This is a genomic window from Xanthomonas chitinilytica (assembly GCF_026107455.2).
Taxonomy (GTDB): Bacteria; Pseudomonadota; Gammaproteobacteria; order Xanthomonadales; family Xanthomonadaceae; genus Stenotrophomonas; species Stenotrophomonas chitinilytica.
In genome coordinates, this window is sequence record NZ_JAPCHY010000003.1 from 325,269 (window position 1) to 350,795 (window position 25,527).

Sequence of the window (25,527 nt, forward strand, 5' to 3'; positions counted from 1 at the left end):
ATCGATCGCGGCTGATGTCGCTCCTGCAGCTCCCTGCCGTTGTAGGGGCGACGTCAGTCGCGAGCTTTTTGCGGACACCCGTGCCGGAACTGCGCTCCCACCAGCACTCGCGAATCGTATCCAGAAGGAGGACGAATACCGCTTCCGCTGTGTGCTGCCACTGACACTTGCAGCTGGTGGGCCTCAGCCCTGACGCATCGCCGCAGCGAATGCCCGATAGCGTGCATCGAGGCTGCGAACGGCCTCGTCCAGGTGTGCCGGGTCGCCGTCGTTGCTGATCACATCATCGGCCAGCGCCAGCCGCTGCTCGCGATTGGTCTGTGCGGCGATCATGCGATCGGCCAGTTCCGCATCGATGCCGTCGCGCTGCATCAACCGTGCATGCTGCACCGGCTCAGGCGCATCGACGACCAGGATCCGGTCCAGCCAGGGATAGTGCTGGCGCCCACCGGCCTCGGCCAGCAACGGAATGGCGGCGATCGCATAGGGGCTGGTCGCCGCTTCGCAGATTTCGCGTACCCGCTTGCGGATCGCCGGGTGGGTGATGGATTCCAGCAGTTGCCGAGCCTCGGTGGAGGCGAACACGCGTTCGCGCAACTGCGCGCGGTCCAAGGTGCCGTCGGACAGCAGGACCTGCGCTCCGAAGTGGTTGGCGATCTGCTCCAGTGCCGGACTGCCGGGAGCAACCACTTCCCGCGCTGCCAGATCGGCATCGGCAACGACGATGCCCAATGCCTCGAAGCGGCGGCTGACCTCGCTCTTGCCGGCGGCGATGCCTCCAGTAAGTCCAACGATGAAGTCGCTCATACCAAGTCCATCAGTGATAGTCCTCTTCACGTTGATGCCGGATGGCGAGGATGGTCACGGTATCCTGGTCTTCGATCTCGAACAGGGCGACATAGCCGGAAACCCCGTGGCCGATGATCAGTTCGCGCAGGAAAGGATTTGCCGGGTCAACCTTCCTGCAACTGAAGGGCGAGAATGCCAGCAGTTCCATGGCGTGCCGTATGGCGGCCAGGGCATCCGCTGCGGGGGCAACACCGGAACGTTCCAGTAGGTAATCGTAGAGCCTGAGTAGATCGTCCTCGGCTTCTTCCGTGAAGCGGATCCTGAAGCTCATTTCGGAACGACTGCCTTGGACGAAGCGGCACGGAGCCTGGCCTCAAGCTTCTCCAGCACTTCGGAGGCCTCGACGTAGCGCCCATGCTGTCGTGCGGATGCCCGGGAAGCCAGGCCACGGGAAACGAATTCCGCGTGCATGTGCCTGTGGGCGATCTCGCTACGGATGGAGCTTTCCACGAAGCTGGACAGGCTTTCCCCGTCTTCGAGGACCTGTTCGGCCGAACGCCTTAGCTCGGGGTCCACCCTCACAGGCGGTAACGTCGCGGTCTTCATTGCAGCACCGTTGCATCGCATATGTGACGCAATGATGGCGCTTGTGATGGGGGGCTGCAAGTGAAAAGGAAGAGCTACCCCAGTCCGGCCAGCCGCAGATATCCGCCTACAAGCTGTTCGCCCCAGAAAAACACGATCCAGCCGGCAATCGCCAGATACGGGCCGAAAGGGATGGGCGTGGCGCGGTCGCGGCCGCGCGAGGCCAGCCAGATCGAACCGATGATCGCACCCACAAGCGACGACAGCAGGATGATCGGCAGGATGCCCTTCAGCCCGCACCAGGCCCCCAGTGCCGCGAGCAGCTTGAAGTCGCCGTGGCCCATGCCTTCCTTGCCTGTGATCTGCTTGAACAACCACCAGACGCTCCACAGGGACAGGTAGCCGGCGATCGCGCCCAGCAGTGCCGGCTTGGCCGGCATGTACAGGTTGTCCAGGCTGCCGATCAATCCCAGCCACATGAGTGGCAGGGTGAGCTGATCGGGCAGCAACTGGGTGCGCAGGTCGATGCCGGACAGCGCAATCAGGAAACAGGTCAGCACGATGGCGCCGAAACCCTGCCAGCCGAAGCCGAACTGCCAGACACTGGCAACCACCAGCAGCGCGGTCAATGCCTCCACGAGCGGGTACTGGATGGAAATCGGGGCGCTGCAATGGCGACACTTGCCACGCTGCAGCAGCCAGCTGAACAGCGGGATGTTCTCGTACCACGCCAGCTTGTGCTTGCAATGCGGGCAGTGCGAAGGTTCGACCACGATCCCCGGCGGTGGCGGTTCGTAGATGTCGGGCTCTTCGAGCGCTTCGCGCGCGTCGCGCTTCCACTGCCACTCCATGCGCTTGGGCAGGCGCAGGATCACCACATTGAGGAAGCTGCCGATCAGCAGCCCCAGCCCAGCCGCGGCGGGGTAGCCGAGGCCGGGATGCTGGTCTAGAAATGCCATTGATTGCTTATCCGACCACCGCGCCGAGCTTGAAGATCGGCAAGTACATGCCGATGACCATGCCGCCAACGATGGTGCCGATGAATACCATGATCAAAGGTTCCAGCAGGCTGCTCAGCGCATCAACGGCATTGTTCACTTCCTGCTCGTAGTACTCGGCTACCTTGAACAGCATGGAATCCAGAGCGCCGGCTTCCTCGCCGATGGCGGTCATCTGGATCACCATGTGCGGAAACAGATTCATCTGTTTCATCGCCATGTTGACTGGGTAGCCCACCGACACATCGTCACGCATGCGTAGTACGGCTTTCTCGTAGACGGTGTTGCCGGTGGCGCCGGCAACGATACCCAGAGCTTCGACCAGCGGTACGCCGGCCTTGAAGGTCACAGCTGTGGTGCGGGCAAAACGGGCGACCGCGCTGTTATGCATGATCTGGCCGATCACGGGGACCTTCAGGATCAATCGGTCCATCGTGTGCTGCATGGACGGCGAACGTTTGTAAGCGAATATGAAGCCGCCCAGTGCGCCGCCAACGATCAGCAGCATCAGCCACCAGTAAGACACCATGAAGCGCGAGGCTGAAACGATCAGCTGGGTGAAGGCCGGCAAGTCGGCACCGAAGCCTTTGAAAACATCCTCGAACTGTGGGACCACGAAGATCAGCAGGATTGCGCTGACGATCAGGGCTACGGCCATGACCATCGCTGGATAAAACAAAGCCTTCTTGATCTTGCCCTTGAGGGTCTCGATGTTTTCCTTGTAGTTGGCGATGGTCTCCAGCACCGTTTCCAGCACGCCAGCACCTTCACCAGCCTTGACCAGGTTGCGGTACAGCTCGTCGAACTGCACGGGATGCTTGCTGATGGCTTCATACAGCGATGAGCCGCCTTCGATGTCGGTGCGGATCTGGCCGACCATCTTCTTCATGCGTGGGTTCTTGTGACCCTCACCGATGATCTCCAGCGCACCCACGATCGGGACGCCAGACTTCATCATCGTCGCCATCTGGCGACTGAAGAAGGCGATGTCCTTGGTCTTGATCGTGCTGCCAGTGGAGCCGAACAAAGGCTTGGGCTTGGGCTTGACCACGCTTGGCGTGATGCCTTGCTTGCGAAGTTCTGCACGCAGCATGTTGGCGTTCTTCGCCTGCTGCTCGCCCTTCATCTTCACGCCACGTTTGTCGGTCCCCTCCCAGACAAACGGAAGCATCTGGCTAGTGTTGCGAGACACCGGCTCTTTCTTGATCGCGCTACGGGTTACGGCCATCGATGTTCTCCCCGCCCGGACCATCCCCAGGCCGGGCATACCGTCGCATGGTAGCCGGTTCCGGGGCGTACGACATCCTGCCTGGCGGCAATCGTGCCGCCGATCACGCTTGGTGTCGCATGCTGACCGCGCGGATAAGGACGCTGGGCCGGATGCGGAGGATGTGACGGCAGAGGTCATAAAGTGACAAAAATCGTCAATTAGTCGTGCGTATCGCATTTGCGCATTCAGGGGCTTCCATTCCTTGGAGTTGCTGCCATCATTGCGCCGGGGAGTCTTGGGGGTGTGCCGGGGTCTGGCACGCAACCTGCTTTGAAATCACCCCGCATGGAGCGGTAGCGTGATTGCACAACCGCTCTTGTCCACCCATCAAAACCTCTAGGGGATGTACACATGAAGAAGCAGCAGGGTTTTACGCTGATCGAATTGATGATCGTGGTTGCGATCATCGCCATCCTGGCCGCCATTGCGTTGCCGGCATACCAGAACTACATCAAGCGCGCCAAGGTTTCCGAGGGCATTACCGCAGCCTCGGCCTGTAAGGGTTCGATCGCCGAGTATGTGGCCAACATGAACGAGTACCCGGCAGACGCCGCCGCGGCCGGTTGCGACAACTTCACGGCTACCCAGTACGTCACCACCTTGGAAGTGGGTACAGCTGGTGAGGTCACCGTCACCTATGACAACGTAGGTAGTGGCGTGGATGGAGCGACCTACGTGCTTGAGCCGGGTCCGGGCGCTGATCCGGCAGATGGCCAGATCACCGAGTGGATCTGCACCAACAGCACCGTCGAAAGCCAGCTGTTGCCGGCCAGCTGCCGTTAATTTTGTGTAACTGTTTTGGAAAAAGCCCCGCCTCGGCGGGGCTTTTTTCATTTGCTTGGCCTCACGGTGCACGGTCTACTCATGGGTTGGCTCGTACTCGTGGCTTGTTTCTTCATAACAGTAGCGTCGGTCGTGCTGGGTCACCAGTTCGTTTGCCGTGATGATCGTATGCAGCCGGGCCCGAGGTGGTAAGCACTCAGGTTCACGGAAGTCGGTTGCTTGGATAATATTTCTCAGCGCCGAGGCTGGTGCGACTTGCGGGATAGTGACATGGGTGTAGCGGCGTACCGGCCATGGAGGTCAACATCAGCATCGGGGTGCGCAAGTGTGCTTTTACGGTAATCTGCGCGAGTCCTGCGGGGGAGTGTGATGAATACAGTTGTTTCCGCCAATCTGGTAGGTATCACCGGCATCGCCCGTCGCCTGGTCCAGGACGGGGCGATCGAGGAGGGGGCCGCGCGTACCGCGATGGCGCAGGCGACGGCGGCGAAGACGCCGCTGGCGCAATGGTTCGCCGAAAAGAAGCTGGTGACGGCAGCGCAGCTGGCGGCGGCCAATGCGGTGGAATTCGGCATGCCGCTGATGGATGTATCGGCATTCGATGCCAGCCAGAACGCGATCAAGCTGGTCAGCGAGGAGCTGCTGCGCAAGCACCAGGTGCTGCCGCTGTTCAAGCGCGGTGGCAAGCTGTTCGTCGGTACCAGTAACCCGACCCAGTCGCTGGACGAGATCAAGTTCCACACCAACCTGGTGGTGGAGCCGATCCTGGTGGACGAAGACCAGATCCGTCGCACCCTGGAGCAGTGGCAGGCCAGCAACGACACGCTGGGAGATGCGCTGGGTGGTGGCGACGATGACATGGGCGACCTGGAGGTGTCGGCCGGTGACGAGGACGTGGGTGCTGGCGGCGACAGCGGTGTCGATGCCAAGGGCGACGACACCCCGGTGGTGAAGTTCGTCAACAAGGTGCTGGTGGATGCGATCCGCAAGGGCGCATCGGATATCCATTTCGAGCCCTACGAGGACGACTACCGCGTCCGCTTCCGCATCGATGGCCTGCTCAAGAACGTGGCCAGGGCGCCGGTGAAGTTGAACCAGCGCATCGCCGCACGCCTGAAGGTGATGTCGCAGCTGGACATCGCCGAAAAGCGCGTGCCGCAGGACGGTCGCATCAAGCTCAACCTGTCCAAGAGCAAGCAGATCGACTTCCGCGTCAGTACCTTGCCGACCCTGTTCGGCGAGAAGATCGTGCTGCGTATCCTCGACGGCAGCGCCGCCAAGCTGGGCATCGACAAGCTCGGCTACGAGGAGGATCAGCAGCGGCTGTTCCTGGAGGCGATCCACAAGCCCTACGGCATGGTGCTGGTGACCGGCCCGACCGGCTCGGGCAAGACGGTGTCGCTGTATACCGCGCTGGGCATCCTCAACGATGAGACCCGCAACATCTCCACCGCCGAGGACCCGGTGGAAATCCGCCTGCCCGGTGTCAACCAGGTGCAGCAGAACAACAAGCGCGGCATGACCTTCGCCGCGGCGCTGCGTTCGTTCCTGCGACAGGATCCGGACATCATCATGGTCGGCGAAATCCGCGACCTGGAAACGGCGGAGATCGCCATCAAGGCGGCGCAGACCGGTCACATGGTGCTGTCCACCCTGCATACCAACGACGCACCGCAGACCATCGCGCGCCTGATGAACATGGGCATCGCGCCGTACAACATCACCTCGTCGGTGACGCTGGTGATCGCCCAGCGCCTGGCGCGGCGCCTGTGCAGCCACTGCAAGAAGCCGGTGCAGTTGCCGGAGAACGCCCTGCTTGCCGAAGGCTATACCCCCGAACAGATCGCCGCGGGCATCGAGTTGTACGAGCCGGTGGGATGCGACGACTGCACCGAGGGCTACAAGGGGCGTACCGGCATCTACCAGGTGATGCCGATGAACGACGACATCGCCGCCATCGTGCTGGCCGGCGGCAACGCGATGCAGATCGCCGAGGCGGCGCAGAAGGTGGGGGTCAACGACCTGCGCCAGTCGGCACTGAAGAAGGCGGCGCAGGGCATCACCAGCCTGGCCGAGATCAACCGCGTCACCAAGGATTGAGGGCCGGTCACGCGTTTGTCGGTGCGGCGCATCGTTCCGTGCGGGCAATGGGGGGCGGCGGCGTCAGTCATGACCGGGGGCCCCTGCGCGAGTCCTGTCGCGACTGGCGTCGCTCTTAAAGCGTGCAGGCCTGCCGGTTCCAATCCATGCCGGGCTTCTTGGGCTGATGGTGCGGCACGGAGGGCGAAGCCACCCCCGAAAGGCGCGTGTCCGCTGGCGAAGGTAGGAGCGACGTCAGTCGCGACGGGCTTTCCCGGCCAGGCCCGGTCGCGACTGACGTCGCTCCTGCGGTATATGGGGGTTGCAGGGGCGGGCGTGGTCCCGCCTCAATCCATGCCGAGCTTCTTGAGCTTGTAGCGCAGTGCGCGGAAGGTGATGCCGAGCTGGGCGGCGGTCTTGGTCTTGTTCCAGCGGTTTTCTTCCAGTGCCTTCTGGATCGCCACGCGCTCCATCTGCTCGATGTACGAGGGCAGCGCCGAGGTGGACGGGTCGATGTCGGCCACGGCTTCCTGTGCTGCCACGGTGCCCTGGGAAGCCGCTCGCGCGGTGGCCTGCGGCAGGCGCAGGTCGCTGGCGCCGATGCTGTCGTCCTCGGCCAGCGCAAGCGCGCGTTCGAGGATGTTCTCCAGTTCGCGCACGTTGCCGGGGAAGCCGTAGCCGGCCAGCGCCTCGAGCGCGGAGGGCGACAGCAACGGGGTGGGGCGGCCGTGCGACTTGGCCAGCCGCGACAGGATCGAGGCCGCCAGTTGCGGCAGGTCGCCGCCGCGCTCGCGCAGCGGCGGTACCCGCAGTTCGATCACGTTGATGCGGTAGTACAGGTCGTGGCGGAAGCGGCCGTCCTCGACCAGGTCGGCCAGGTCCTTGTGGGTGGCCGAAAGGATGCGCACGTCGACCGGAACCTCGGCGGCGGCGCCGACCGGGCGTATCGACTTCTCCTGGATCGCGCGCAGCAGTTTGACCTGCATCTGCAGCGGCAGTTCGGCCACTTCATCCAGGAACAGGGTGCCGCCGTGCGCGGCCTGGAACAGGCCGGGCTTGTCGGCGTGGGCGCCGGTGAAGCTGCCGCGTTTGTGGCCGAAGAACTCGCTTTCCATCAGCTCGGCCGGGATCGCGCCGCAGTTGACCGGCACGAACGGCCCGGAAGCACGCGCGCCCTGTTCGTGGATGGTGCGGGCGACCAATTCCTTGCCGACGCCGGATTCGCCCAGGATGTAGACCGGCGCCTGGCTGCGCGCGACCTTGGCGATGGTGGCGCGCAGTTCGTCCATGGCCGGCGAGTCGCCGAGCAGGCGCGCGGCCTGTTCCGGCGGCGGCGGGGGCGGGGCGGGACGTTCGGTGTTGTTGAGTTCCAGCGCATGCTTGACCAGGCCGCGCAGCACGCCGATGTCCACCGGCTTGCTGACGAAGTCGAATGCGCCGGCCTTCAGCGCTTCCACCGCCAGGTCCATGCTGCCGAAGGCGGTGATCATCGCCACCGGGGTGCGGGGGTGGTTGCGCGAGATTTCGGTGACCAGTTCGATGCCGTTGCCGTCGGGCAGCCGCATGTCGGTGATGCACAGGTCGTAGGGATTGCTGGCCAGCAACTCGCGGGCCTCGGCCAGGTTGGCGGCGGTGCTGATGCGGAGTCCCATGCGTCCCAGGGTAAGGACCAGCAGTTCACGGATATCGCGTTCGTCGTCGACGACCAGGGCGCTACGGGTTTCGTTCATGAACGGAAAGATAGCCGAGTGTGGCGATTGCCGACAAATCCCGGCAGTTTGAGGCGCGCCGCGCGCCTGGTTCAGCCGGGCAGGATGGTATGCGGGCCGGGCAGGATCACCCGGAAGCAGGCGCCGCCGGCGGGGACCGGGACGTACTCCAGCTGGGCCTGGTTGGCCCGGCACAGCTCCCGGGCGATATACAGCCCCAGGCCGGTGCCATGCTCGGAGGTGGTGAAGAACGGGCGGAACAGCTGCGCGGCGACGGCTTCGGGAATCCCGGGGCCGCGGTCCATCACGTCGACCACCGCATGCCGCTCCAGGGTGGCCACGCGCAGTCGCACCCGTGCCGGTTCCTCGGCGATGCGGCCGTATTTGAGCGCGTTGTGCACCAGTGCGGTGAGGATCTGGTACAGGTGCCTGGGGTCGACCAGGGCCTGTACCGAGGACTGGCTGACGATGGTCTCCAGGCTGTCGGTCTCGATCGACAGGGTCTGCCGGTACTCGAGCACGAAGCGGCGCACGAACGCGGCCAGGTCCAGGTTCTCCGGGTTGGCGCGCTCGCGCCGGGCCAGGCCCAGCACGCTTTCGACGATGCCGTTGGTGCGCTGGCATTGCTGGTGGATGATCTGCAGCAGGCGCCGGTCGGCGTCGCCGATGCCGGTGGATTCCTCCAGCAGCTGGGTGGCGTAGTTGATCGCGGCCAGCGGGTTGCGGATCTCGTGCGCCAGGCTGGCCGAGAACCGGCCCAGCGTGGAAAGGGTCAGCGACTCGGCGCGGCGCGAGACCACGGTGGAGTCGTCCAGGAACACCAGGGTCAGGTCGCTGTCGGCCAGCAGCCGGGCGAAGCGCGGCTGCACTTCCGGCTGCTCGGGCGACAGCTGCAGCGGGGTTTCGTCCTGGTTCCAGCCGTTGCGCCAGCGCTGCAGGCGGCGGGACAGCTCCGGGGCGACGCTGGCCAGGTCCAGGCGGCCGCCGGGGATCTCGCCGTCGGTGTCGCCGAGCAGCAGCGAGGCGGCCTCGTTGGCCAGGGTGATGCGGTTGCCGGCGTTGACCACCAATACCCCGGTGCGCATGCGGCGGATGATCAGCTCGTTGATCTCGAACAGGTTGGCGACTTCGGCGCCGCGCCGTTCGGCCAGCTGCTGGTTGCGGCGGGCGCGGTGGCCGATCTGGTAGCTGATGTAGGCCAGTGCCAGGTAGCTGGTGACGAACATCGCCAGTTCGGCCGCGGTACGGGTGGCGTTGCCGCCCTCCACCGCCCGCCAGACGAACTCCACCACGGTGGCGACGCTGGCCAGCAGCGCGATGGTCAGCCCGCGTGCGAGCGGCAGCAGCATCGCCGCGGCGGCGATGTTGAACAGCAGCGACATCGAGATGCCGGCGCTGGCCCCCGGCAGGGCATGGGTGAGCAGGGTGGCGGCGAGGATGTCCACGCCCACGCTCCAGAACACGATGGTATGCAGCCAGCGTTCGTTGCGGCCCCAGAACAGCAGTGCCGCCGCGACCAGCAGGTAGCCGATCGAAACCAGGTGGGCCAGGCGCGGATGGTGCGGTTCGCCCACCAGCGCGGTCAGCGGGCTGAACAGCAGCGCGGCGATCAGCGAGGCCACCAGCACCCGGTACAGGGCGAAGAAATAGAGTTCGCGCCGCGGAATCGATTCGATGCGGTCGATCAATGAAGCGCTGGGTGACACGCCCGAACTCCCCTTCTGGCTGTCGGGCAGTATAGGCATGGGCGGCGCTCGCGCGATCGGCCGGCCACATCCGCCGGCCATGCCGCCGCGCGGTTGCGGCCGGCCGGGGCTGCCGGGCGCTTGCCGGGGGTTCCGGCAACTGCCTGAAAAATCGCCGGAAAATCGCCGGAACCGGCGATTTGTATGGTCTTCTTTTGCGCCCCGGCGCCGGCTCGGCCACAATAGTGGGCCCGCTCGCGGTCCACGCTGGCGCCCCTGGAGGGCCCCGTGGTGCTGCGTGCGGTCGTTCCTATTCCCACGGTGACGCATGAATTTCCACGAATACCAGGCGAAACAACTGTTTGCCGATTACGGCATCCCGGTCCCGGCCGGACGCGTCGCGTCCACGGCCGATGAAGCGGTCGAAGCGGCCAAGTCCTTGGGCAATGGCCCCTGGATGGTCAAGGCGCAGATCCACGCGGGCGGTCGCGGCAAGGCCGGTGGCGTGAAGTTCTGCAAGACCACCGACGACGTGAAGGCCGCCGCAGAGAAGATGCTCGGCACCAAGATGGCCACCTACCAGTCCGCAGGCGTCGCCCTGCCGGTCAACCTGGTGCTGGTCACCGAAGCCGGCGAGATCGCCAAGGAACTGTACCTGTCGGTGCTGGTGGATCGCGATACCCGCTCGATCACCTACATCGTCTCCAGCGAAGGCGGCGTGGACATCGAGCAGGTGGCCGCCGAGACCCCGGAGAAGATTCACACCCTGAACGTCGATTTCGTCGAAGGCTTCCAGCCGTACCAGGGCCGCGAGATCGGCTTCAAGATGGGCCTCAACGCCAAGCAGTCCAACCAGCTGGCCAAGATCATGGGCGGCCTGTTCGCCCTGTTCAACGCCAAGGACCTGTCGCTGGTCGAGCTGAACCCGCTGGCGATCCTGGACAGCGGCGACCTGTACGCGCTGGACGGCAAGGTCAACTCCGACGACAACGCCACCTTCCGCCACAAGGACCTGGCCGACATGCGTGACACCACGCAGGAAGACGAGGCCGAAGTGCGCGCCAGCCAGTTCGACCTGAACTACGTGACCATGGACGGCAACATCGGCTGCATGGTCAACGGCGCCGGCCTGGCGATGGCCACCATGGACGTGATCGCGCTCAACGGCGGTTCGCCGGCCAACTTCCTGGACGTCGGTGGCGGCGCCACCAAGGAGCGCGTGACCGAGGCGTTCAAGCTGATCCTGTCCTCGGACAAGGTCAAGGCGATCTTCGTCAACATCTTCGGTGGCATCGTCCGTTGCGACATGATCGCCGAGGGCATCATCGCCGCAGTGAAGGAAGTGGACGTCAAGGTCCCGGTCGTGGTCCGTCTGGAAGGCACCAACGTCGAAGCGGGCAAGAAGCTGCTGGCCGAATCCGGCCTGGCCATCACCCCGGCCGACGACATCAACGACGGCGCCAAGAAGGCCGTTGCTGCTGCTGCCGCCTGAGCCCACCGCGAATCCTAGGAAAGAATCATGTCTGTCTTGATCAACAAGAACACCAAGGTGATCGTGCAGGGCTTCACCGGCCAGCAGGGCACCTTCCACGCCACCCAGATGGTGGAATACGGCACCCAGGTCGTCGGTGGCGTGACCCCGGGCAAGGGCGGCACCACCCATATCGAACTGCCGGTGTTCAACACCGTGCGTGAGGCCGTCGAATCCACCGGTGCCGACGCTTCGGTCATCTACGTCCCGCCGCCGTTCGCGGCCGACGCGATCCTGGAAGCGGCCGCGGCCGGCATCAAGGTCATCGTCTGCATCACCGAAGGCATCCCGGTGCTGGACATGCTGCGCGTGAAGAACGTGCTCAAGCAGCATCCGGACGTGGTGCTGGTCGGCCCGAACTGCCCGGGCATCATCACCCCGGGCGAGTGCAAGATCGGCATCATGCCGGGCCACATCCACACCCCGGGCAAGATCGGCATCGTCTCCCGTTCGGGCACTCTGACCTATGAAGCCGTCAAGCAGACCACCGCTGCCGGCCTGGGCCAGTCGACCGTCATCGGCATCGGCGGCGACCCGATCAACGGCCTGAACTTCGTCGACTGCCTGAAGCTGTTCAACGAAGACCCGCAGACCGAAGGCATCATCATGGTCGGCGAGATCGGCGGTGCGGCCGAGGAAGCCGGCGCCGAGTACATCAAGAACCACGTGAAGAAGCCGGTCGTCGGCTTCATCGCCGGTGCCTCGGCCCCTCCGGGCAAGCGCATGGGCCACGCCGGTGCGATCGCCTCGGGCGGTTCCGGTACCGCTGCCGGCAAGTTCGCGGCGATGGAAGCCGCTGGCGTCAAGACCGTCCGTTCGCCGGGCGACCTGGGTGCCGCGATCGCCGAGCTGGTCAAGTAAGACCGGCTTCGCGCGAGACGAAGAAGGCCGCCTCCGGGCGGCCTTTTTCGTGGTCTTTCGTCGGGGTGGTCGGTGCCCTCGGCGGTCGCGACTGGCGTCGCTCCTGCAGGGGCGGGGAGACGTTGCAGGAGCGACGCCAGTCGCGACCCTGGCCCGGGTCGTGGCGACCGCGCCCATCGGCATGGCGCACGAAGGCTTCGCCGGACGGATATCCGGAATCGCTCCCGCGCAGGACAGGCGCGCGCTTGACCGGCGTCAGGGCTCCCGGGCGCGCCGCCGCCTACGCTGCCTTGCCGGTTGGGCGGGCTGCTGCGGGGGAAAGGACATGCACGATCTGAGGACGTTCCTGGCGTTGCTGCGCCAGCGCGGACAGTTGCTGGACGTGGAGGCCGCCGTGGACCCGGTGCTGGAAAGCACGGCGCTGAGCCAGCGCGCGCTGCGCGAGCAGGGACCGGCACTGCTGATGCGGCACCCGCTGGGATCGGCGCATCCGTTGCTGGGCAACCTGTTCGGCCACCGCCGCCGCATCGAACTGGCGCTGGGCGGACGCCCGCTGGCCTCGCTGCGCGAACTGGGCGAACTGCTGGCGGCGATCAAGGAACCGCGCTGGCCGTCGTCGCTGAAGGACGCATTGCGTTCGTGGCCGGAGCTGGCGCAGCTGGCCAACGTCGCACCGCGGCGCGTGCCCGAGGCGGCGTTCAACGAGCTGGTGCTGGAGCGCGACGACATCGACCTGGCGCGGTTGCCGATCCAGCATTGCTGGCCGGAAGACATCGACCGCTTGATCACCTTCGGCATGGTGGTCACGCGCGGGACGACGCAGGCGCGGCAGAACGTGGGCATCTACCGCCAGCAGCCGATCGGCCGCAACCGGGTGATCATGCGCTGGCTGGCGCACCGCGGCGGGGCCCAGGACCACGCCAGCTGGCAGGCCGCCCATCCGGACAGGCCGTTCCCGGTGCTGGTCGCCATCGGTGCCGATCCGGCGACGATGCTGGCGGCGGTGGCGCCGGTACCCGATACCCTGTCCGAATACGAGTTCGCCGGGCTGCTGCGCGGCGCACGCACGCAGCTGTGGCGCAGCGAAACGACCGGGCTGGATGCGCCGGCCGGGGCCGAGATCGTGCTGGAGGGCTTCATCCACCCCGGCGATACCGCCCTGGAAGGACCGTTCGGCGACCACACCGGCTACTACAACGCGCAGGCGCACTTCCCGGTACTGACCATCGAGCGCATGCGCCTGCGCGGCGATGCCATCTACCACGGCAGCTACATGGGGCGTTCGCCGCTGGACGAGCCGTCGGTGCTGTCGGCCGCGCTCAACGATGTATTCGTGCCGATACTGCGCAAGGTGTTCCCGGAGATCGTCGATTTCCACCTGCCGCCGGAGGCCTGTTCGTACCGGCTGGCGGTGGTGAGCATCCGCAAGCAGTATCCCGGCCATGCGCGGCGGATCATGATGGGCGTCTGGTCGTACCTGCGGCAGTTCACCTATACCAAGTTCGTGATCGTCACCGACGAGGACATCGACGTGCGCGACTGGGGCCAGGTGCTGTGGGCGCTGTCCACCCGGGTCGATCCGGCGCGCGACGCGCTGCTGGTGGAAAACACGCCCATCGACTACCTGGATTTCGCCAGCCCGGTGTCGGGGCTGGGGTCCAAGCTCGGGCTCGATGCCACCGGCAAGTGGCCTGGCGAGACCTCCCGCCCGTGGGGGCGGCCGATCCGTCCGGACGCGGCGGTGGAGCGGCGGGTGGAAGCGCTGTGGGCCGCGCTGTGGCAGGCCCGCGCCGGCGGCGATGGCCGCGGACACCTGGCGCCGACCTGACCCATGTCAACGACAGCGCGGACGAGGCTGCCGATGATGGCGCGGTCACGTCAGCGGGAGGGAGCGCATGCAACTGGTATGTCCGGCCGGCAACCTGCCGGCCCTGCAGGCGGCGGTGGATGCCGGCGCCAATGCGGTCTATGCCGGGTTCCAGGACCAGACCAACGCCCGCGCGTTTCCGGGGCTGAACTTCAGCGAGGCCGAACTGCGCGCGGGCATCGCCTATGCGCATGCCCGCGGCGCGCAGGTGTACCTGGCGTTGAATACCTATCCGGACAGCGCGCGCCTGCCGGTCTGGCGCGGCGCGGTGGACCGCGCCGCCGGGCTCGGCGCCGATGCCATCATCGCCGCGGAGATGGCGGTGCTGGACTACGCCGCCCGCCGCCATCCGGACCTGCCGCGGCATCTTTCGGTGCAGGGCTCGGCCACCAGCGCGCCGGCGCTGCGTCATGCCCACGAGCGTTTCGGCATCGCCCGTGCGGTGCTGCCGCGGGTGTTGTCGATCCAGCAGGTGGAGCGCCTTTGCGCCACCGCGCCGGTGCCGCTGGAAGTGTTCGCCTTCGGCAGCCTGTGCATCATGGTCGAGGGCCGCTGCCAGCTGTCCAGCTACGTCACCGGTGCTTCGCCCAACCGTCACGGGGTGTGTTCGCCGGCGCGCTTCGTGCGCTGGGAGGAACATGCCGGCAATGCCCGCAGCGTGCGCCTGAACGGGATGCTGATCGACCGTTTCGCCGATGCCGAGCCGGCCGGCTATCCCACCGTCTGCAAGGGCCGCTACGAAGTCGGCGGCGAGGTGTTCCATGCGCTGGAGGAACCGACCAGCCTCAACACGCTGGAGCTGATCCCGCGGCTGGCCGCCGCCGGCGTGGCGGCGCTGAAGATCGAGGGACGGCAACGCGGCGTGGCCTACGTCCGGGCCGTGGCCGGCACCTGGCGCAAGGCGCTGGACGCGCACCTGGCCGCACCGGAGCGGTGGGCGCCGCAACCGGGCTGGCAGCAGGCGCTGTCGGCCCATGCCGAAGGCCAGCAGACCACGCTTGGCCCCTATCACCGCGCCTGGCATTGAACCGATGAAACTCAGTCTTGGACCGTTGCAGTACTTCTGGCCGCGCGAACGCACGCTGGCGTTCTACCGCGAGGCGATGCGGTGGCCGCTGGACATCGTCTACCTGGGCGAGACGGTGTGCGGCAAGCGCCGCGAACTGCGCACCCGCGACTGGTTGGCGCTGGCCGAGGACATGGCCGGCAGCGGCAAGCAGGTGGTGCTGTCCACGCTGGCGCTGATCGAGGCCGAGTCCGAACTGGGCGTGCTGCAGCGGCTGGTGCGCGACGGCCGCTTCCTGGTGGAAGCCAACGACATGGCGGCGGTACAGCTGTGCCGCGAAGCCGGACTGGGCTTCGTCGCCGGGCCGACCCTGAACGTCTACAACCACCACGCGCTGGCGATGCTGGTCGAGGACGGCCTGCAGCGCTGGGTGCCGCCGGTGGAGCTGGGCCGGCAGCTGCTGCAGGAACTGCGCGCGCGGATGCCCGGGACCGGGGCCGCGATGCCGGAGCTGGAACTGATCGCCTGGGGCCGCTTGCCGCTGTCGTATTCGGCGCGCTGCTTCACCGCGCGTGCGCTGGACCTGCCCAAGGACCAGTGCGGCTTCCGCTGCATCGACTACCCCGACGGCCTGCCGCTGGCCACCCGCGAGGGCGAGCCGTTCATGACCATCAACGGGATCCAGGTGCAGGGCAGCGAGATCGTGGACATGGCGCCCGAGCGCGACGAAATGCGCGAAAGCGGCGTCGCGGTGTTGCGATTGTATCCGCAGGGCGAGGACATGGCGGCGGTGGTGGCGCGTTTCCATCGGATGCTGGAGGAAGCCGCACCGCCGCCGCGCCAGGGCGAACGCAACGGCTACTGGCACGGCGAACCGGGCAAGGCTTCGTTGCCGCCGTCGCCGGCGGCATAGGACGCTTCCGTGCGCGCGGCCGGCGGCGGAAGCCGGCCGCGGGGGCGGGGGAAAATGCCGGCTCCTCTGCGATGGCATGCGGCAACGGGAATGCGGGCCGCCGGTTTCGCGGACCGGACCGGCTCCGCGACGGCCATCGTTGTCGTGGTTGTAGCCGTTACGCGGTCACCGCACCGGACGTCGCCGCCGCGCGTACCGAAGGGTCAAGCGCCGACAGGATCGTCGCTGCGGTAGTGCGCACCCAGGCTGCCAGGGCGGCGGAGGGCCGCTCGCAGCAGGTGGGCCGCCAGCTTTCCCTGCCAGGTATGCGAAAGCGCATCGTCGCTGCCGAGGGCGGCCATCGCCGCCGTCATCGTGCCGGCGGCGCGTACCGGGCCCAGCGCATGCCAGAGCAACGCGCGCAGGCGTGGCATCGCATCCTGCCCGGCCTCGGCGCCGCGGTCCACCCAGCGCGACGCGCGCGCGGTCGATGGCGGCAGGCGGCTGTCGGCCAGCCGCTGTCCGAGCCGGCGGCCGAACACCACGCCTTCCAGCAACGAGTTGCTGGCCAACCGGTTGGCGCCATGCACGCCGTTGCAGGCCACCTCGCCGACGGCATGCAGGCCGCGCACGCTGCTGCGTCCGCCGGCATCGACGGCAATGCCGCCCATGTGGAAATGCGCGGCGGGCGTGACCGGAACCGGCTGCACGCGCGGGTCGATGCCGTGCCCCCGGCAGATCCCGAGTACGGTGGGAAACCGGGCCTGCCAGTCGCCCTGCACGCCGGTCGCATCCAGCCATACCTGGCGGCCCGCCTGCTGGCAGCGCCATACCTGGCGGGCCACGATATCGCGCGGCGCAAGATCGCCGTGGGGATGCACGCCGGCCATCAGCGCTTGCCCGCTGCCGTCCAGCAGACGCGCACCGGCACCGCGCAGCGCCTCGGTCACCAGCGGCAGGGCGCCTTGGCTGGCGACGTCCAGCGCGGTGGGGTGGAACTGCATGAACTCCAGGTCGCGCATGGCCGCGCCTGCGGCCATGGCGATCGCCAGTCCGTTGCCGTCGGCGCCGGGCGGGTTGGTGGTGGCGGCGAACAGCGCGCCGCAGCCGCCGGTGGCCAGTACCAGGTCGGCGCATGCGATCTCCTCGCTGCGGCCGCCGGTGCCGGCGATCGTGCGGATGCCGGCCACGCGGTCGTCGCGCAGCTGTATCGCCGCCAGTGCGGAAGGCGGCCGCCAGTCGATGTGGGCGGCCGCCGTGACCGCGCGCTCCAGCGCCGCCAGCAGCGCCGCACCGCTGGCATCGCCACCGCAATGGACGATGCGATCGTGGCCGTGGCCGCCTTCGCGCCCCAGCAGCAGGCGCATGCCGAGACGGTCGAAGGCGACGCCCTGCGCCTGCAGCCACTCCACGGCGGCACCGGCCTGCCGGGTCAGGTAGTGCACGGCGGCCGCGTCGTTGTGGCCGGCACCGGCGGCCAGGGTGTCGCGCGCGTGCGCGGTCGGGCTGTCGCCGGCATCCAGTGCCGCGGCGATGCCGCCCTGTGCCAGCGCGGTGGCGCAATCGTGGCCTGCCGGCGATCGGCCGACCAGGACCACCGGTCGCGGTGCGGCCGCCAACGCGACCGAAAGTCCGGCCACGCCGCAGCCGACCACCACCAAGGGCGGCACCGGGTTCACACCCGGTCGCGCCGGCCGACGGCGAGCATGCGTTGCAGTGCCGCCCGTGCGCGGCGGGCCACGACCGGCGCGACCTCCACCGGGTGGCGGAGCTCCCGCAGGCAGGCATGGATGGCGGGCAGGGTGATCCGCTTCATGTGCGGGCACAGGTTGCAGGGTTTGATGAATTCCACGTCCGGGAAGCGGGTGCGCAGGTTGTCGGCCATCGAGCACTCGGTGATCAGCGCGACCCGCCTGGGCTTCTCCCTTGCCAGCCACGCGCCCATCGCGGTGGTGGAACCGACGAAGTCGGCCTCCGCCTGCACCTCGGGCGGGCATTCGGGATGGGCGACCAGGCGCGCGTCGAAGCGTTCGCGCGCCTGCCTGGCCTGTTGCGCGGTGAATTGCTCGTGCACCTCGCAGCGTCCGTCCCAGAGCACCAGCTCCACCCCGGTCTGGGTGGCGACGTGGTGGCCGAGGAAGGCATCGGGCAGGAAGATCACCTTGTCCGCCCCCATCGCCTCGACCACCTGCACGGCATTGGCCGAGGTGCAGCACGCATCGGACTCGGCCTTCACCGCGGCGCTGGTGTTGACGTAGCTCACCACCGGTGCGCCGGGATGGCGTCGGCGCAGGGCGCGCACGTCCTCGGCGCCGATCGAGGCGGCCAGCGAGCAGCCGGCTTCCAGGTCGGGGATCAGCACGGTCTTGTCCGGGGCGAGGATCTTCGCGCTCTCGGCCATGAAGTGGACGCCGCACAGCACGATCGTCGTCGCCTCGCAATCGGCGGCCGCCTGCGCCAGCGCCAGCGAGTCGCCGGTGATGTCGGCCACGCCGTGGAAGATTTCCGGCGACTGGTAGCTGTGGGCCATGATCACCGCGCCGCGTTCGCGCTTGAGCGCGTTGATGGCGTCTATCCAGGGCAGGTGCAGCGGCCATTCCAGGCACGGCAGCGCATCGCCGATGCGTGCGGCGAGCCCGGCGTAGCGCTCTTCCAGGTCGTCCGACCAGCGTGGCTGCGTCGGGTCGTGGTTCATGCGCGGGCACCTTCGTGCGTGCGATGGGCATCGCGCGCATCGCGTGCCAGCCGGGCGCCGCGTTGCAGGACGATGCGCAGGCCCAGGGGCAGTTGTTCCCAGGGCATGCGGTCGAGCAGGTTGCGTACGGTCAGGCCCAGCTCGGTGTCGCCGGTAAGCATGAGCCGACGCTGGAAGAACAGGGTGTCGGCGTCTTCCAGCCGGCTGGCGAGCAGCAGCAGGTCGGTGGCGCTGCCGCGCACGCTGGCCTCGGCCGCGCCGGTGCCCGTGTGCAAGCGGTCGCCGCGCAGTTCCAGCACCCACGACAGGCCCAGATCGCTGGCTTCGATGCCGAGCCGGCGCCCGGCGATGGCCTGCAATGCGCTGTCCTGCAGCGGGCCGGCGATGGCGTGCGACAACACCCGCGATGCCAGCCCGTCGCGCAGGGCGCCGGGCACCGCCGCCAGCAACGGGCGCCAGCGCCGCGGGGGAGGGATCAGGCGCAGCAGCGTGGTACGGGCGGTGGTGTTCCGGGCATTGGACATGGCTGGCGGATTCCCGGTGGCCGAGAGGGAGAAGCTGTCCGCCTGGCGGTTGCAGGCGTCGGCGATCAGCAGCGCGACCAGCTGCCGTGCGGTCTCCGGCGGCACCCGCAAGCGGTCGGCCAGCCATTGCGCGCGACGATGCACCTGGGCCTCGCGCGCGGCATCGCGCAGCGGCCGGTTGCCCTCGGCCTTGAGCCGACCGCCGGCCGCGGCCAGTCGCCGCCGGCCGGCGAGCAGCGCGATCATCGCGTCGTCGACCTGGTCGATCGCCAGTCGCGTTCCCGACAGCGCCAGGCGTGCGCCGACCCTCACGGCCGGGCTCCGGCGGTGCTGGCATCCTGTTGGCGGTGGTCGACGGGCATGCGTGGCAAAGGCCATCGGCGGATGGAGCCTGCATGCTAGTGGTGGCCGCGACCGACGCCCTTGATGCAGATCAAGCGGCGCCGGCAAAGCCGCCGGGCAATGCGGTGAACCGGTCGTCGCCACGTATCTGGGATAATGCATCCACGGTGGATGCCGCGATCGTGCGCCGCCATGCGCCCACGCCGGGCTTCCTTCTTTTCCTTTCCCGTTGGCGGGAAATCCGCAGGACCAAGGCAACCGACATGTCCCAAACCCTACGCATCGCGATGGCCCAGTTCGACTTTCCGGTCGGCGCGGTGGCACAGAACACCGACAGCATCGTGGCGATGATCGCCGAGGCCCGCGACGAGTTCGGGGCCGACGTGGTGCTGTTCCCGGAACTGGCGGTCAGCGGCTATCCGCCGGAAGACCTGCTGCTGCGCCCGGGGTTCCTGGCCGACTGCGAAGCGGCGATCCGCCGCATCGCCGCCGCGGCCACCGGCATCGTCGCGGTGGTGGGCTGGCCGCAGGCAGCCGGCAGCGTGGTCTACAACGCTGCCAGCGTGCTGCGCGACGGCGCCATCGAACATACCTACCGCAAGCGCGAGCTGCCCAACTACGCAGTGTTCGACGAGCGCCGCTACTTCGACGTCGACCCGGACGGCGGCAGCTGCGTGTTCGAGCTCAACGGCGTGCAGGTCGGCGTGCTGGTGTGCGAGGACCTGTGGTTCGCCGAGCCGCTGGCCGACACCGCGCGCGCCGGCGCGCAGCTGGTGCTGGTGCCCAACGCCTCGCCCTACGAGCGCGGCAAGCACGCCCAGCGCGATGCGCTGCTGGCCGAGCGCACCCGCGAGAGCGGCTGCGCCATCGCCTACCTCAACGTGGTCGGCGGCCAGGATGCGCTGGTGTTCGACGGCGCCTCGGTGGTGGCCGACGGCGACGGCAGCGTGCATCCGGCCGCGGCCGCCTTCACCGACCAGTGGCTGGTGGTGGAATTCGATGCCGACAACCGCAGCTTCCTGCCGCGGCAGTGGATCGACGACGGCGACGAGAGCATGGACGCGCTGGCCTGGCGCTCGGTCACCCGCGGGCTGCAGGACTACTGCCGCAAGAACGGCTTCGACAAGGTTTGGCTGGGCCTGTCCGGCGGCATCGACTCGGCGCTGGTGCTGGCGCTGGCGGTGGACGCGCTGGGCGCGGACAACGTCACCGCGGTGCGGCTGCCGTCGCGCTATACCGCCGACATGTCCAACGACCTGGCCAGCGAGCAGTGCAGGGCGCTGGGGGTGAAGCTGGAAACCGTCTCCATCGAGCCGGCGTTCGAGGGCCTGCTGCAGGCGCTGGCGCCGATGTTCGAGGGACAGGAGGCCGACGTCACCGAGGAGAACCTGCAGTCGCGCAGCCGCGGTGTGATCCTGATGGCGCTGGCCAACAAGTTCGGCGGGCTGCTGCTGACCACCGGCAACAAGAGCGAATACGCGGTCGGCTACGCCACCATCTACGGCGACATGTGCGGCGGTTACGCGCCGCTGAAGGACCTGTACAAGACCGAGGTGTTCGGCCTGGCCAAGTGGCGCAACACCGTGGGCGGGGCGCCGGTGATCCCGCCGGCGGTGATCGCGCGGCCGCCCTCGGCCGAGCTGCGCGCCAACCAGACCGACCAGGACTCGCTGCCGGCCTATGACGTGCTCGACGGCATCCTGTACCGCTACGTCGACCAGGAGCAGTCGCGCGAGGAGATCGTCGCCGCCGGCTATGCCGCCGAGGTGGTGGAGCGGGTGCTGCGGCTGGTGCGGACCAGCGAATGGAAGCGCCACCAGGCCGCGCCGGGGCCGAAGGTCTCGCGCCGCGCCTTCGGCCGCGAGCGCCGCTACCCGATCAGCAACGGCTACAGCGGGTAGTGACAGGGCGGGCAGAGCCCGCCCTGTCACCGTAGAGCGGAGCTCGCTCCGCTGCTCTTCCCACCGTAGAGCGGAGCTTGCTCCGCTGCCTTTTCCCACCGTAGAGCGGAGCTCGCTCCGCAGCCTTTTCCCACCGTAGAGCGGAGCTCGCTCCGCAGCCTTTTCCCACCGTAGAGCGGAGCTCGCTCCGCTGCCTCTTCCCCGAAGGTTCCCGTCAGCGGAGCAAGCTCCGCTCTACGGCGGCAAGGTGGCCGGCACGAAAAAGGGGCCTTCCGGCCCCTTTTCGTATCCATTCCCGGCGGCGCGCCTACTTGCTGATGGTGGCGTTGCGCTGCCCGGTGCTGGCCGACTTCTCGCCGGCGAACGGGTTGAGCTTGCGGATCATCCACGGGTACTTCGGCCAGTCGCCGCTCAGCCAGGGATGGTCGGGCTGGTTCATTTGCAGCACGCGGCGGGCATCGTCGGCCAGGGCCTTGTTGCCCAGGTGGGTGTAGGCCTCGCCCAAGGCGGCCACCGCGTCGTACTGGTAGGCGCTCTGCGGGTAGGTCTCCAGCAGGTAGTTGGCGCGGCCGGCGGCCGAGACCCAGGCGTCGCGGCGCAGGTAGTACAGGGCGTTGTCCAGCTCGTGCTGGGCGAACACGTCGCGCAGCTGGATCATGCGCTGGCGGGCGTCGGCGGCGTAGCGGCTGTTCGGGTAGCGCTCGGCCACGATATTGAAGTCGGCATAGGCCTGGCGCGGGGTGGACAGGTCGCGGCGGCTCGGGTCCAGCGACCACACCCGGCGCAGGAACACCGTGTCGCGGTTGGCGTTGGCCAGGCCGCGCAGGTAGTACAGGTAGGCGATGTTGCGGTGGGTGGGGTAGGTACGGATGAAGCGGTCGATGCTGGACACCGCATCGTCGTGCTTGCCGGCCTTGTACTGGGCGTAGGCGGTCTCGATCATCGCCTGCTCGGTGTACGGGCCGTACGGGTACTGGGCCAGCAGGCGCCGGAAGCTGGCTTCGGCGCCGGACCAGTTGCCGCCCTGCATCAACTTGTGGCTCTTCTCGTAGAGCTGTTCGACCGGCATGCCTTCTTCCGGATTCTTGCCCTTGGTGCCGCGGCCGCAGCCGGTGGCGACGAAGACCAGGACCAGCAGCAGGGCGGTGAGGCGGACGGGCGCGGACAGCAGGACGGAGCGTCGGATCATGGGGTCGGGGCAGGACGCGGCAGGAATACGAAGGGGCGATGATAGCCTAGTGGCCTGTCCTGCGACTGACTGTCGCCGCCAGGACCCCCAATTCCGCCTCCAAGCCGTGTCCCCCATGTCCGACAACCTTCCCGATTCCCCCCGCCAGGCCGTCGTGCCCGGTACCGCCGCCGGCCGCCGCTTCGACGCCGTGCTGGCCGAGCTGTTCCCCGAATTCTCCCGTTCGCGCCTGGCCGAATGGATCAAGTCCGGCGATGCGCTGCTGGACGGGGAACCGGCGCGCCCGCGCGACCCGGTCCGCGGCGGCGAGAGCGTCAGCCTGAATGCGGTGCTGGAGACCCAGACCCACGCCGAGCCGGAGGACATCCCGCTGTCGGTGCTGTACGAGGACGAGCACGTGTTCGTCATCGACAAGCCGGCCGGGCTGGTGGTCCACCCCGGCGCCGGCAACCCCACCGGCACCCTGGTCAACGCGCTGCTGTTCCGCGACCCGGTGCTGTCGGCGCTGCCGCGCGCCGGCATCGTCCATCGCCTGGACAAGGACACCAGCGGGGTGATGGTGGTGGCGCGCACGCTGCCGGCGCAGACCGCGCTGGTCGAACAGCTGTCCGCGCGCCAGGTGCATCGCCAGTACCTGGCGGTGGTGGTCGGTGCGCTGGTCTCCGGCGGCACCGCCAATGCCCCGATCGACCGCCATCCGCGCGACCGCCTGCGCATGGCCGTGCGCGAGGATGGCCGCGACGCGGTCACCCATTACCGGCTGCGCGAGCGCTTCCGCGCCCATACCGCGCTGGAATGCCGGCTGGAAACCGGCCGTACCCACCAGATCCGCGTGCACATGGCGCACCTGCGGCATCCGATCGTCGGCGACCCGCTGTACGGCGGCGCGCTGAAGCTGCCCAAGGGCGCCAGCGACGAGCTGATCGCGGCGCTGCGCGGCTTCAAGCGCCAGGCGCTGCACGCCGAGACGCTGGAGTTCGTGCATCCGGTCAATGGCGAGAGCGTGCGCAACAGCGCGCCGGTGCCGGCCGACATGCAGCAGCTGATGGCGGCGCTGCGCGAGGACAGCCAGCGCTTTGCCGAGCAGGAGCGCGCGCGCCGATGAACGCAGCGCTGCCGGTGCTGGCGGCAGGCTGGCCGGCGCCGCCCGGGGTGCATGCCTTCACCACGCTGCGGTACGGCGCGGGCGGTTCGCAGCCGCCGTTCGATGCTTTCAACATGGGCAACCGCTACGCCGCCGACGGCGACGACCCGCGGCAGGTGCAGCGCAACCGCGACGAACTGGCCGCGCTGGCGCGGCTGCCGTCGCCGCCGCACTGGCTGCGGCAGGTGCACGGCACCGGCGTGCTGCGCTTGGACGCGCCGCCGTCGGCGCAGGGCGTGGAGGTGGAACCGGTCGCCGATGCGTCGGTGACTTCCGTCCCCGGCGTGGTGTTGGCGATCCTCACCGCCGACTGCCTGCCGGTGGCCTTCGCCGCCCGCGACGGCAGCGAGGTGGCCGCCGCCCACGCCGGCTGGCGCGGGCTGGCCGACGGCATGCTGGAAGCCACGCTGGCGGCGATGCGTACCCCGGCTGGCGCGGTCGTCGCTTGGCTGGGGCCGGCCGCCGGACCCGGCCACTACGAGGTGGGCGCCGACGTGTACGAAGCCTTCTGCGCGCGCGACGCGGCCGCGGCCACGGCCTTCGCCACCACCCGTCCCGGCCACTGGCGGGTGGATCTGTATGCGCTGGCGCGGCAGCGGCTGCGCGCGGCGGGCATGGCGGTCGATGCCATCCATGGCGGCGACCAGTGCACCATCGCCGACCCGCAGCGGTATTTCTCCCATCGCCGCGACCGCCGTACCGGGCGCATGGCGACGCTGGTGTGGATGGCGCCGTGAACCGGCCGCTGTTCGCGCAGTTGCTGGGCGAGGATTTCGAACGCCTGCCGCCGGCGCTGCGCGCGCTGCATTCGGTCGCGCGGCGACAGCTGTTCGCCGGCCAGGGACAGGTGCGGCGCGGCGGCCACCCGCTGGTGGCGCCGTGCGCATGGCTGGCGCGCTTGCCGCCCACGGCCGCGGAACTGCCGGTGCAGGTCGAGTTCCTGGTCGATGCCGGCGGCGAACAGTGGCGTCGCCGCTTCGGCGGACACCCGATGGTCTCGCGGCTGTGGCTGCACCGGGGCCTGCTGCGCGAGCGGCTGGGCGCGCTGCGCTTCGAGTTCGCGCTGCGGGTGCAGGGGGACGAGATCCATTGGCGGGCCCGGCGGGCGTGGTTGTTCGGGCTGCTGCCGCTGCCGCCGCGCTGGTTCGCGCAGGTGCGTTGCCGCGAGCGCGAACATGCCGGCCGCTACGAATACCTGGTGGACGTTTCGTTGCCGCTGATCGGTCCGTTCATCCGCTACGAGGGCTGGCTTGAACCGCGTTGATGCCGGCGGCGGTACCGCCATCGTCGTGTTCGACGGCGTGTGCGCGCTGTGCAGCCGTTGGGTGCGTTTCCTGCTGCGTTTCGACCGCCGCGGCCGCTACCGCTTCGCGGCGATGCAGGGAGAGCAGGGCCGCCGGCTGCTGGCCGCGCACGGGTTGGACCCGGACGACCCGCTGTCGTTCCTGCTGGTCGAACATGGCCGTGCCTGGATCGACACCGACGCCATCGTGCGGGTGCTGGCGGGGCTTGGCGGCCTCTGGCGCCTGGCACGGCTGGCGTTGCTGCTGCCACGCCGGCTGCGCGACCCGGCCTACCGCGCGCTGGCGCGCAACCGCTACCGCTGGTTCGGGCGCCACGAGGCCTGCTTCCTGCCGGATGCGCAGCAGCGGCAGCGGTTCCTGGACTGACCGGCAC

24 protein-coding genes are annotated in these 25,527 nt (G+C 68.2%); 12 read left to right on the plus strand and 12 right to left on the minus strand.

All coding sequences use genetic code 11. The features are described 5' to 3' along the window. Positions 1 to 183: 183 nt before the first annotated feature. The 5 genes from coaE to OK345_RS05420 form a co-directional block, all read right to left on the minus strand. Positions 184 to 807: a dephospho-CoA kinase gene (gene coaE / locus OK345_RS05400; protein ID WP_265126900.1), complete on the minus strand. Its 624-nt coding sequence runs from the start codon at positions 805 to 807 to the stop codon at positions 184 to 186. Between the two features lie 10 nt (positions 808 to 817). Further along, on the minus strand, positions 818 to 1,120 hold the full coding sequence (locus OK345_RS05405; RefSeq protein WP_265126901.1) for a type II toxin-antitoxin system RelE/ParE family toxin: 303 nt from the start codon (positions 1,118 to 1,120) through the stop codon (positions 818 to 820). Further along, positions 1,117 to 1,395: a YlcI/YnfO family protein gene (locus tag OK345_RS05410; RefSeq protein WP_265126902.1), complete on the minus strand. Its 279-nt coding sequence runs from the start codon at positions 1,393 to 1,395 to the stop codon at positions 1,117 to 1,119. The genes OK345_RS05405 and OK345_RS05410 overlap by 4 nt, the downstream gene beginning before the upstream one ends. 74 nt (positions 1,396 to 1,469) lie before the next feature. Next, a complete protein-coding gene (locus OK345_RS05415) occupies positions 1,470 to 2,333 on the minus strand; it encodes a prepilin peptidase (RefSeq protein ID WP_265126903.1) in 864 nt (287 codons plus the stop codon). Between the two features lie 7 nt (positions 2,334 to 2,340). Further along, a complete protein-coding gene (locus OK345_RS05420) occupies positions 2,341 to 3,600 on the minus strand; it encodes a type II secretion system F family protein (RefSeq protein WP_265126904.1) in 1,260 nt (419 codons plus the stop codon). Between the two features lie 393 nt (positions 3,601 to 3,993). Between OK345_RS05420 and OK345_RS05425 the strand changes: the two genes are divergently transcribed. Both OK345_RS05425 and pilB read left to right on the plus strand, forming a co-directional pair. Continuing rightward, positions 3,994 to 4,425 (plus strand): pilin, encoded by a 432-nt coding sequence (locus tag OK345_RS05425; protein WP_306332087.1) that lies wholly within the window; start codon positions 3,994 to 3,996, stop codon positions 4,423 to 4,425. 369 nt (positions 4,426 to 4,794) lie between these two features. Further along, positions 4,795 to 6,525, plus strand: coding sequence for a type IV-A pilus assembly ATPase PilB (gene pilB / locus OK345_RS05430; protein ID WP_265126905.1), 1,731 nt, complete (start codon positions 4,795 to 4,797; stop codon positions 6,523 to 6,525). Between the two features lie 326 nt (positions 6,526 to 6,851). On the opposite strand, the gene OK345_RS05435 is transcribed toward pilB, so the two are convergent. Both OK345_RS05435 and OK345_RS05440 read right to left on the minus strand, forming a co-directional pair. Then, the gene (locus OK345_RS05435; protein ID WP_265126906.1) at positions 6,852 to 8,234 is read right to left on the minus strand and encodes a sigma-54-dependent transcriptional regulator; all 1,383 of its coding nucleotides are present in this window, start codon (positions 8,232 to 8,234) and stop codon (positions 6,852 to 6,854) included. Positions 8,235 to 8,305: 71 nt separating this feature from the next. Then, complete coding sequence (locus OK345_RS05440) at positions 8,306 to 9,919, minus strand: sensor histidine kinase (protein WP_265126959.1); 1,614 nt, start codon at positions 9,917 to 9,919, stop codon at positions 8,306 to 8,308. Positions 9,920 to 10,226: 307 nt separating this feature from the next. Here OK345_RS05440 and sucC point away from each other — a divergent pair, with 307 nt between their 5' ends. The 5 genes from sucC (at position 10,227) to OK345_RS05465 (ending at position 16,076) form a co-directional block, all read left to right on the plus strand. After that, positions 10,227 to 11,390 carry an ADP-forming succinate--CoA ligase subunit beta gene (sucC, locus tag OK345_RS05445; RefSeq protein WP_265126907.1) on the plus strand — a complete coding sequence of 388 codons (1,164 nt, stop codon included), beginning with the start codon at positions 10,227 to 10,229 and terminating at the stop codon, positions 11,388 to 11,390. A gap of 27 nt (positions 11,391 to 11,417) precedes the next feature. Then, on the plus strand, positions 11,418 to 12,290 hold the full coding sequence (gene sucD / locus OK345_RS05450; RefSeq protein ID WP_265126908.1) for a succinate--CoA ligase subunit alpha: 873 nt from the start codon (positions 11,418 to 11,420) through the stop codon (positions 12,288 to 12,290). A gap of 325 nt (positions 12,291 to 12,615) precedes the next feature. Beyond that, positions 12,616 to 14,118: a UbiD family decarboxylase gene (locus tag OK345_RS05455; protein ID WP_265126909.1), complete on the plus strand. Its 1,503-nt coding sequence runs from the start codon at positions 12,616 to 12,618 to the stop codon at positions 14,116 to 14,118. Positions 14,119 to 14,185: 67 nt separating this feature from the next. Beyond that, positions 14,186 to 15,184 (plus strand): ubiquinone anaerobic biosynthesis protein UbiU, encoded by a 999-nt coding sequence (gene ubiU, locus OK345_RS05460; protein WP_265126910.1) that lies wholly within the window; start codon positions 14,186 to 14,188, stop codon positions 15,182 to 15,184. A gap of 4 nt (positions 15,185 to 15,188) precedes the next feature. After that, positions 15,189 to 16,076, plus strand: a complete 888-nt coding sequence (locus OK345_RS05465; protein WP_265126911.1) for a U32 family peptidase — start codon at positions 15,189 to 15,191, stop codon at positions 16,074 to 16,076. Positions 16,077 to 16,279: 203 nt separating this feature from the next. On the opposite strand, the gene OK345_RS05470 is transcribed toward OK345_RS05465, so the two are convergent. The 4 genes from OK345_RS05470 to OK345_RS05485 all read right to left on the minus strand — a co-directional run bounded on the left by OK345_RS05470 (position 16,280) and on the right by OK345_RS05485 (position 19,881). After that, the gene (locus tag OK345_RS05470) at positions 16,280 to 17,725 is read right to left on the minus strand and encodes an L-aspartate oxidase (RefSeq protein WP_265126912.1); all 1,446 of its coding nucleotides are present in this window, start codon (positions 17,723 to 17,725) and stop codon (positions 16,280 to 16,282) included. Positions 17,726 to 17,730: 5 nt separating this feature from the next. Continuing rightward, complete coding sequence (gene nadA / locus OK345_RS05475) at positions 17,731 to 18,750, minus strand: quinolinate synthase NadA (RefSeq protein ID WP_265126913.1); 1,020 nt, start codon at positions 18,748 to 18,750, stop codon at positions 17,731 to 17,733. Beyond that, positions 18,747 to 19,586, minus strand: coding sequence for a ubiquinone anaerobic biosynthesis accessory factor UbiT (gene ubiT, locus OK345_RS05480; protein ID WP_265126914.1), 840 nt, complete (start codon positions 19,584 to 19,586; stop codon positions 18,747 to 18,749). The genes nadA and ubiT overlap by 4 nt, the downstream gene beginning before the upstream one ends. Before the next feature lie 121 nt (positions 19,587 to 19,707). Beyond that, positions 19,708 to 19,881, minus strand: a complete 174-nt coding sequence (locus OK345_RS05485) for a hypothetical protein (RefSeq protein WP_265126915.1) — start codon at positions 19,879 to 19,881, stop codon at positions 19,708 to 19,710. Between OK345_RS05485 and OK345_RS05490 the strand changes: the two genes are divergently transcribed. Next, on the plus strand, positions 19,880 to 21,517 hold the full coding sequence (locus tag OK345_RS05490; protein ID WP_265126916.1) for an NAD+ synthase: 1,638 nt from the start codon (positions 19,880 to 19,882) through the stop codon (positions 21,515 to 21,517). The two genes, OK345_RS05485 and OK345_RS05490, sit on opposite strands and share 2 nt — an antisense overlap. Before the next feature lie 307 nt (positions 21,518 to 21,824). Here the strand turns inward: OK345_RS05490 and OK345_RS05495 are convergent, their stop codons facing one another. Then, positions 21,825 to 22,706, minus strand: a complete 882-nt coding sequence (locus OK345_RS05495) for an outer membrane protein assembly factor BamD (RefSeq protein ID WP_265126917.1) — start codon at positions 22,704 to 22,706, stop codon at positions 21,825 to 21,827. Between the two features lie 115 nt (positions 22,707 to 22,821). Between OK345_RS05495 and rluD the strand changes: the two genes are divergently transcribed. The 4 genes from rluD to OK345_RS05515 are packed head-to-tail and all read left to right on the plus strand — an operon-like array spanning position 22,822 to position 25,520. Beyond that, positions 22,822 to 23,811, plus strand: a complete 990-nt coding sequence (gene rluD, locus OK345_RS05500; RefSeq protein ID WP_265126918.1) for a 23S rRNA pseudouridine(1911/1915/1917) synthase RluD — start codon at positions 22,822 to 22,824, stop codon at positions 23,809 to 23,811. Beyond that, the gene (pgeF, locus tag OK345_RS05505) at positions 23,808 to 24,587 is read left to right on the plus strand and encodes a peptidoglycan editing factor PgeF (RefSeq protein WP_265126919.1); all 780 of its coding nucleotides are present in this window, start codon (positions 23,808 to 23,810) and stop codon (positions 24,585 to 24,587) included. The genes rluD and pgeF overlap by 4 nt, the downstream gene beginning before the upstream one ends. Next, positions 24,584 to 25,114: a DUF4166 domain-containing protein gene (locus OK345_RS05510; protein WP_265154959.1), complete on the plus strand. Its 531-nt coding sequence runs from the start codon at positions 24,584 to 24,586 to the stop codon at positions 25,112 to 25,114. The genes pgeF and OK345_RS05510 overlap by 4 nt, the downstream gene beginning before the upstream one ends. After that, positions 25,101 to 25,520 carry a thiol-disulfide oxidoreductase DCC family protein gene (locus OK345_RS05515; RefSeq protein ID WP_265126920.1) on the plus strand — a complete coding sequence of 140 codons (420 nt, stop codon included), beginning with the start codon at positions 25,101 to 25,103 and terminating at the stop codon, positions 25,518 to 25,520. The genes OK345_RS05510 and OK345_RS05515 overlap by 14 nt, the downstream gene beginning before the upstream one ends. The last annotated feature ends 7 nt before the right edge of the window (positions 25,521 to 25,527 follow it).